Below are 7024 nucleotides of genomic sequence, written 5' to 3'. Positions count from 1 at the left end.
CCAGCGCCACGGAAGGAACAGACCATGACCACCCCCCACGGCTACCCCAACCACCACCACGCCGCCCACGGCCCGACGCACGCGCCGGGGTCGCTGCGCTGCCCCGAATGCGGGGAACCCGCCCGGGCCATGCCGCCGCGTGACTGGCCCCTCGACGGGTTCGCCTCGCGCCCGGCCACGTCCCACCACGACGGCACCCCGCTATGCCCGGTGCCCGGCCCGAACGGCTCGCAACCGGCGGACCCGATCGGCGCTCCGGCACGCCTGACCATGTGGCAGGCCGTACGGCAATCGTGGCTCATCCATCCTGATTGGACCGTCACCGATCACCTCGCGTGGCTCGATGGCGAGGGCTACGACACCGGCACCCTGACCGGCGACCCGGCCGAGGTGGTCGGCCGGTGGCTGGCCGAACACCGCCGTACCGCCCCGGTGCCCCGGCCCGCCGATGACCCCCGCGTCTACATGGTTGCCGGGGGCGACATGGTGGCCGTGTTCGACTCGGCGGAAGAGGCCGACATCATGGCCGTGACGATGACCGCCGCGAACCTCGAACCGGTCACCCTGCCCCTGACCGAGGCGCAATGGGAACAGGCGCACGCCGTGTTGCGGTCACAGCTACCGCACGTCACTGTGACTGATGCCCGGTCCACCCGTGCGGCCGGTGCCTCGTGACCGGCCCATCGGCTACCGGCCCGGCCGCCAACCGGCCCGACATCCCGCCCTCGCTGGCCGCGCGTCCTCACGACGCGCGGCGCGGCTTACCCATCCCGCCGGTCAACATCCACCCCGACCCGACCGGCGACGGGTCGCACGTGGACTTCACCACGATCAACACCACCGTCTCGACCCGCCTCGCGGTCGAACGGAGGTGCTCGCTGTGCGGTGAGCCCATGGGCTACTGGGTGGCGTTCCTCGGCGGACCGCGCGCGGCTGAGTTGATGCGCTACGCGGACCCGCCGGGGCACCCCGAGTGCATGACCGCCGCCGCCCTGTCGCTGTGCCCGCATCTGGCGCTCGGTCGGCACCGCCGCGCCCGTGCCGACCGTCCGGGGGCGGGCATCATCCCGCCGGGGTCGCACGGCGACAAACCCGACCGGTACCTGTTGGGCATCACCCGCACCTACCAGACCCGGTTCATCCCCGAACACGGGTTCACCGTGTACCTACCGGCCCCGTTCAAAACCGTCCGCGCGTACCTGTACGGGCCGGACGGGCGGTTACGCCCGGCCACCGACACCCGGTAGGCCGCGCCCGGCGGTGGGCGTCAGATTCGCCGCAGAAACCTTCATCGACTCGAACCGATCATCTTGATCGGCGGATAGAGGTAGGAAACATTGTTTGTGACGGCACGGTCGGGGGTTGCAATCCCCTGACTGTGCCGCCCAACCGAACACCACACGACCGGGAAGGGGTGCCACCGTGGCACACGAACTCGAATCCCTCGCCAACGGCCAAACGGCCTTTGCCTCCGCACGGCTGACTGCCTGGCACCAGCTCGGCACCGTCACCGACGCCTGCATGACCGCCCAGGAGGTCATGAGCAAGGCCTGGCTCGGCGGCTGGGAAGTCCGCAAGATCGCCCTTCAGGGCATCGAGGTCACCGAACGCGGGGTGACGAAGGTCGACTGCCCCGACAAGTACATGACCGTACGCACCAACCCGGCCACCGGCGAGACCGAGTACCTCGGCGTGGTCGGCGAGGACTACTCGGTGGTGCAGAACGAGCAGGTCGCCGAGACCCTCAACCTCCTGGTCGACGCCTCCGGCGCCCACTTCGAGACCGCCGGCTCCATGCGTAAGGGCCGATCGGTGTTCGTCACCATGAAGCTGCCCACCGCGATGCGCATTGCCGGGGTGGACGACATGGACCTGTACCTCGCGGCCACCACCTCGCACGATGGCACCGCCGCACTTCGCCTGGACGCGACCCCGGTACGGATCGTGTGCGCGAACACCCAAGCCCTCGCCTACCAGCGCTCGCGTAGCTCGTACACGTTCCGGCACACCTCGAACGTGACCAGCAAGATCGCCGAGGCGCGGCAGGCCCTCGGGCTGATGTGGAAGGCGTTCGACGCCTTCGAGGCCGAAGCCGAGAAGATGATCAACGAGTCGCTGACCATGGGCGAGTTCGAGAAGATCGTCGCGCAGGTGTGGCCCCTCGCGGACGACGCCTCCGACACGGCGCGCAACAACGCGAAGCAACGCACGAACACGTTGCGGTACTTGATCCGGGACGCGGACACGCAGAAGGCGATCAAGGGCACCCGGTGGGCCGGATACCAGGCCATCACCGAGTACGTCGACCACTTCGCTCCCGCCAAGACCGACCTCGTCCGGGCGAGCCGGGCGCTGACCGGTGCCGGAGCGGACCTCAAGGCCCGCGCGTTCGAGCTGCTGGCGGTCTGAGATGCGCTGGCCATGGTTCCGCCGCAGAAAGAAGACCCAGCGCGGTCCTGCCACCGGGGCGCACAGCGCCACCGGCACGGCGAAAGTCCGTACCGAGCCGGTCGTCGCGCCACCGCCCGCCTCGGTGCCCACCGACTCGGCCGTGATCGCGCTGGCCAACGAGGTGTGCGCCCAGTTCGCGCGGGCTGAGGTCGCCCGCGCGCTGGCCGAACACTCCACCAGCCACGCCGAACACGCCACCCTGACCGAACGCGCCGCCCGATTCGACGCACTCGTCGACGAGCGTTGGCGGGCACTGGTCAAGGCGATCCGCGCGGGACTACCCGGCGCGGCGCAGGTCGAGCGGTTCATGCCGGTCCGGCCGCTGAGCAACGGCCACGTCGAGCTGCACGTGCACGACACCTCGGCCCGCCGCCTCGTCGTGCTGCTCACCGGCGCGCAGGCCCTCGCCGTGGGCGCGCACCTGACCGCCAACGGGGCGATCGTGCTCGACCGAATCGGTCAGAAGCTCGAACCCGGCCTGCCGCACGTGAAGGCCGCACCTCCGTTCGCCCCTACCGGGGTCACCGGTCGGCAGGCCATCCCGGACGGTGCCGCCGGCCCGCCGGTCGCCCGTTCCTGACCGTCGCCCGGTGTGCCGCGCGGTCACGGTCCGACCCGGGATCGCGCGGCACACCGGGCGACGCCCCCTCTGACTCACCACGGAGTATCCGCATGAACCCAGAACGACTGTTCGACCTCGCTGCCGAGTTCGCCCAGGCGACCGGCAACGCCGAACGATTCCACGCCCGGGCGGCCTCCTCCGCCGGAGACGACCACACGGCGCACACGAAGAAGGCGTCGGACTGGCAAGGGATCGCCGCTCGCCGACGCGAGCACCTGCGCGCCGCGCTGCGGGAGGCACTGCGCGGGACGATGACCGCCGTACCGGACACCGAGCTTCCCGTGGCCACCTGGCAGCGAGGCCGCGTCGAGGTCCGCGCCACCACCCTCGACGGCACCCGCGTCGTCCGCGTGCGGGTACACCCCGGCCCAGGCCCTCGCCGCCGGAGCTGCCCTTATCGCCTGCGCCGCCATCACCGACGAGCAGACCGGCGGCACCCTCACCAGCATCCTCCCTGCCTTCCCACCACACCCGGCCACCGGCGACGAGCCGGCCAGCGACGAGGAGAGGCAGGCATGACGAGCGGGATCGACCCGTCGGAGAACACCAACGGCCTCGGCGATGGACAACGCACCGTCAACGGCCAACAGCTCGCGGACGCGCTGGCCCTGCTCGGCCCGGTCGACCCAGCGTGCGCCGAGGCACTGACCCGGCTCAACCTGCGCGTCTACCCCGGCGAGCCCGGAGACCGCACCGCCTACGTGGTGCTCGACGTGCACGGCGTCTCCATCGGCGTCAAACGCCGCGCCAGTGACCTTTACCTGCACGCCGACACCACCGAAACCGACGACCGTCTCATCGCGTTCGAGGTCAACGGCAGCGGCGAACTCGACCACCCCACCAGCTAGCCCTCACCCCTTGAACGGAGTTGTGATGTACCGGTCCCTGGAGTACGGCGACACCGCCCGGGTGATCAAGCCGACCGACCCGGTCGAGTACCGCCTCGGCACCGTCACCGATGTCCGCTATTCCACCCCGCACACCACCCACGCCCGCCGCTACACCCTCCGATTCCCCAACGGCGACGAGCGCACCTACCCGGCCGCGAACGTCAGGCGAGCCACCCGGGCCGACGACCGCGCCGCCCTGGAGGTCGCACTCACCACGGCGGCCGAGGCGGTACGCGACGCCTGCCGCATCGCCCACAACTACGACGCCGACCTCAGCACCGGAACGGCGAGCCTGCTGCGGCGGCTGATCGACCTCGCGAGCCTGCGCCTCGGACTGACCCTCAACCCCGCCAATCCCACCCGGCCGCTCACCCGCAACCAGGACGGAGGCGACCAGTAATGCCACCGCACTCCCCGCACCCCGAGGAATCCGCCCGACTCCCCGAGGCGGCAGCGCTCGACGTGAGCACGGCGCCGGTCCCGGAGTCGCTCTACTGCCGCCGCTGCCGTCGCGCGCTCAACATCCGCTTCAACAACCTGGGCATCATCGTCGAGTACCTGCACGCGGCCGAGCAGCGCGGCCAGCGCAGCGACCACCGCCCCGAGCCCGCACCCATCACCGAGATCTCTGACCCGATCATCGAGTGCGACTTCTGCTCCGCACCCGACGCCGCCTGGATCTACCGGTGCGCCAACCAGATCACCGACGCCCGCCGAGTCACCGCACAGGTCATCGCCGTAGGCGACTACCAGTCTCAGCACCACGCGGCACAGGTACGCCGCACCGACACCGAGCACGCCTTCACCCAGGCGTGGGGCGAAGGCTGGTCGGCCTGCGACGGATGCGCCGACTTCATCGAGGCCCGGGACCTGTATGGGCTGATCGGCCGGGTGGTCGAGTCCCTGCCCGCGAAGCTCACCCGAGGCAAACACCTCATGCGCACCCGGGGCCAGCTCCACGAACGGTACGCCGACGTGTTCGACACCCTTGCCCCCGGACGAGGCCGGATCGCCCCTGGCCACCCGCTCGGCATCTGGACCCACCCGGCGGGGGAGGCACCATGACCGACACCACGGGGCGGCACGGGTGGCCCGCCCTCACTCACGCGAAGGCCCGCCGTCGGATCGGGCCGGTGTGTGGCGCAGCCGACGTGCCGTTGAGCCGCGTTACCGAGGACCCGCACCTCGTCACCTGCCCCGACTGCGAAGGACTGGCCGACATCGACGCCCTCCCCGACGACGCCACAGCAGGCGACCCCTGCGTCATCGAGCTGTTGCGGGAGGCGAAGCGCGGCAACTTCCGCAAGATCGGCGGGGTGGTGGTGGACGCGACCACCGCCGCCGCGATCCTGACCGTCTATGACGCGATCAAACCCGCCACCCAGGCGAAACTCGCCGCACTACCGATACACCTGATGGCGCAGGCGGCGTGGCGGGTGCTGCGTCCGCCGTCGTAACGAGGCGGGTCGGTGGCCGGCGGGCACACCCGAGGGTGCGTGCAAATCCCGACCGGCCACCTCGCCCCGCTGCAGGCCAACCTGCGGACCACACGACCGCTTCTGCCCGAGCCAGGCGTACCGCCGATCCTACGACCGCGCGCCCTGCCCGCCTCGCCTCGACCGCACGGCGCAGGCCACGAAGCACCCGGGGGAGGATGAACGGTGTGGCACGACACGTGATCGACGGACGGCCCGCCCTCGACCGGGCCGGAGTCGCCGCGCACACCGGTGCGGCGTACTCCACGGTCAACCACTGGCATCGCCACCGCGCCCGGTTCGGCTTCCCCGAAGGCTTCTTGCACGACGGGCGGGAGTGGTTCTGGCTCGACGACATCGAGGCATTCCACGCCGCGCACCAGGTCGCGAAGCGCGCCGAGCTGACGAGGGTCGACCGCCGCGGCGACTCTGAAGACCTCATCGGCTCTGGCGCGGCGGCGAGGGTCCTCGGCTACGGCTCGTACCGCAACCTGCCCGACACCCTGCTCGACCGTCCCGACCGCGTCGAGGTGTTACCGGACGGGCGACTGCGCCGACTGTGGTTCCGGCGCACCGTGTGGGCCGTGGCCGATGCCCGTACGGGCCGGCAGTCCACCGGCCGCACCCCCGGCACGACCGGTGCCCGTAAGCCGCACCCGTACGCCGACGACTCCCGGCTTTCCGCCGCCATCGCGCTCCTGACCGAGGCCGACCGCGCCGGGCGTGACCGGCGCGGCCTCGGTGTCGCGCTGGCTCAGCAGCTCGGCATCACTGAGCGCACGGCGCAGCGACTGCTTGCCGCCGCGTACGCGGTAAGCGGTACCTCTTCCGGGCAAACGGCCTGAGTACGACAGGTGCCGCCGAGTCGGGTCAGCCCGGCCTCGGCGGCACCTGTCGTACGAGCGGTTCAGTCTTCGTCGTCGTCCTCGGCGGCAGTCCGAGGCGTCGGAACCTCGATCAGGTAGCGCAGCGCGCCGTTGATGTCGGTGTCTCGGCTGTCGGCGGTGCGCTTCAGCACGTCGTACACATCGTCAGCGACCTCGATCGTACGGAGGCCGGGCGTTCCGTCGGTCATCTGTGATCCCTTCTGGCAGCGTTCGGCGTGGTGCCCGTTCGGGCAGCCGTGCCTATCCACGCCGACCTCGACGGCGCGATCAAGACCACCGCCGGTGCCAGGCCAGGGTTACGACTGCCGGCTCTGTTCGAGGGGGGAACGCCGCCGCTCGCGTTTGCTGTGTGTCACTGCGGGGTGCCGCCCTGAATGGCCGCGTCGGCGGTGTCGGCGGCGCGGAGCAGGGCGGCGGCGAGGGCGCGAGCGTGCTCCGGTGTCAGACTCAGGTGCAGGTCGTCTTCGGTGGGGCCGCTGATCTCGACGTAGGGGCGTTCGAGGTTGGCCGGGTCGGTGCCGATCCAGTCCGGGGCTTTGTCCCAGTACGCGACCCGCACCTGTGTCTCGACCAGGAGGCACGCCTCGTCGTAGGCGTGAACGATGTCGGCCGCGCCTCGGTGCAGGAGCGCTCGGGGTGAGAAAGGGTCCGCGTCGTCGTAGCGGCAGTCGATGCACCAGGGCGGGCAGTGTTGCGGGT

Annotated in this window: 12 protein-coding genes; 9 read left to right on the top strand and 3 right to left on the bottom strand. The window is 70.9% G+C overall.

Annotated elements, in window-relative coordinates:
* The 4 genes from C1I99_RS27400 to C1I99_RS27385 all read left to right on the top strand — a co-directional run.
* Positions 1–675: hypothetical protein (locus C1I99_RS27400; protein ID WP_233512747.1), on the top strand; the 675-nt coding region annotated here is incomplete at its 5' end.
* Complete coding sequence (locus C1I99_RS34265; protein ID WP_233512746.1) at positions 672–1247, top strand: hypothetical protein; 576 nt, start codon at positions 672–674, stop codon at positions 1245–1247. The genes C1I99_RS27400 and C1I99_RS34265, both read left to right, overlap by 4 nt.
* Positions 1248–1422: 175 nt before the next feature.
* A complete protein-coding gene (locus C1I99_RS27390) occupies positions 1423–2409 on the top strand; it encodes a DUF932 domain-containing protein (protein WP_111137099.1) in 987 nt (328 codons plus the stop codon).
* A 1-nt stretch (position 2410) separates the two neighbouring features.
* Positions 2411–3031 carry a hypothetical protein gene (locus tag C1I99_RS27385; RefSeq protein ID WP_111137098.1) on the top strand — a complete coding sequence of 207 codons (621 nt, stop codon included), beginning with the start codon at positions 2411–2413 and terminating at the stop codon, positions 3029–3031.
* Positions 3032–3105: 74 nt separating this feature from the next.
* Here the strand turns inward: C1I99_RS27385 and C1I99_RS32940 are convergent, their stop codons facing one another.
* Positions 3106–3522, bottom strand: coding sequence for a hypothetical protein (locus C1I99_RS32940; RefSeq protein ID WP_158554111.1), 417 nt, complete (start codon positions 3520–3522; stop codon positions 3106–3108).
* A gap of 66 nt (positions 3523–3588) precedes the next feature.
* Here C1I99_RS32940 and C1I99_RS27375 point away from each other — a divergent pair, with 66 nt between their 5' ends.
* The 5 genes from C1I99_RS27375 (at position 3589) to C1I99_RS27355 (ending at position 6283) form a co-directional block, all read left to right on the top strand.
* Positions 3589–3921, top strand: coding sequence for a hypothetical protein (locus C1I99_RS27375; RefSeq protein WP_111137097.1), 333 nt, complete (start codon positions 3589–3591; stop codon positions 3919–3921).
* A gap of 25 nt (positions 3922–3946) precedes the next feature.
* Positions 3947–4363, top strand: coding sequence for a hypothetical protein (locus tag C1I99_RS27370; RefSeq protein WP_111137096.1), 417 nt, complete (start codon positions 3947–3949; stop codon positions 4361–4363).
* Positions 4363–5028, top strand: coding sequence for a hypothetical protein (locus C1I99_RS27365; RefSeq protein WP_111137095.1), 666 nt, complete (start codon positions 4363–4365; stop codon positions 5026–5028). Before C1I99_RS27370 ends, C1I99_RS27365 begins: the two co-directional genes overlap by 1 nt.
* Complete coding sequence (locus tag C1I99_RS27360; protein WP_111137094.1) at positions 5025–5420, top strand: hypothetical protein; 396 nt, start codon at positions 5025–5027, stop codon at positions 5418–5420. The genes C1I99_RS27365 and C1I99_RS27360 overlap by 4 nt, the downstream gene beginning before the upstream one ends.
* Positions 5421–5617: 197 nt before the next feature.
* A complete protein-coding gene (locus C1I99_RS27355) occupies positions 5618–6283 on the top strand; it encodes a hypothetical protein (protein ID WP_199562411.1) in 666 nt (221 codons plus the stop codon).
* A gap of 62 nt (positions 6284–6345) precedes the next feature.
* Here the strand turns inward: C1I99_RS27355 and C1I99_RS33485 are convergent, their stop codons facing one another.
* Together C1I99_RS33485 and C1I99_RS27350 are read right to left on the bottom strand one after the other, a co-directional pair.
* Complete coding sequence (locus C1I99_RS33485) at positions 6346–6513, bottom strand: hypothetical protein (protein ID WP_199562410.1); 168 nt, start codon at positions 6511–6513, stop codon at positions 6346–6348.
* Between the two features lie 164 nt (positions 6514–6677).
* The coding region (locus C1I99_RS27350; RefSeq protein WP_233512745.1) for a DUF6907 domain-containing protein at positions 6678–7024 on the bottom strand (347 nt) is incomplete at its 5' end.

This window comes from Micromonospora deserti, from assembly GCF_003236335.1.
GTDB lineage: Bacteria > Actinomycetota > Actinomycetes > Mycobacteriales > Micromonosporaceae > Micromonospora > Micromonospora deserti.
This window is presented reverse-complemented; position numbering and strand designations above follow the sequence as displayed.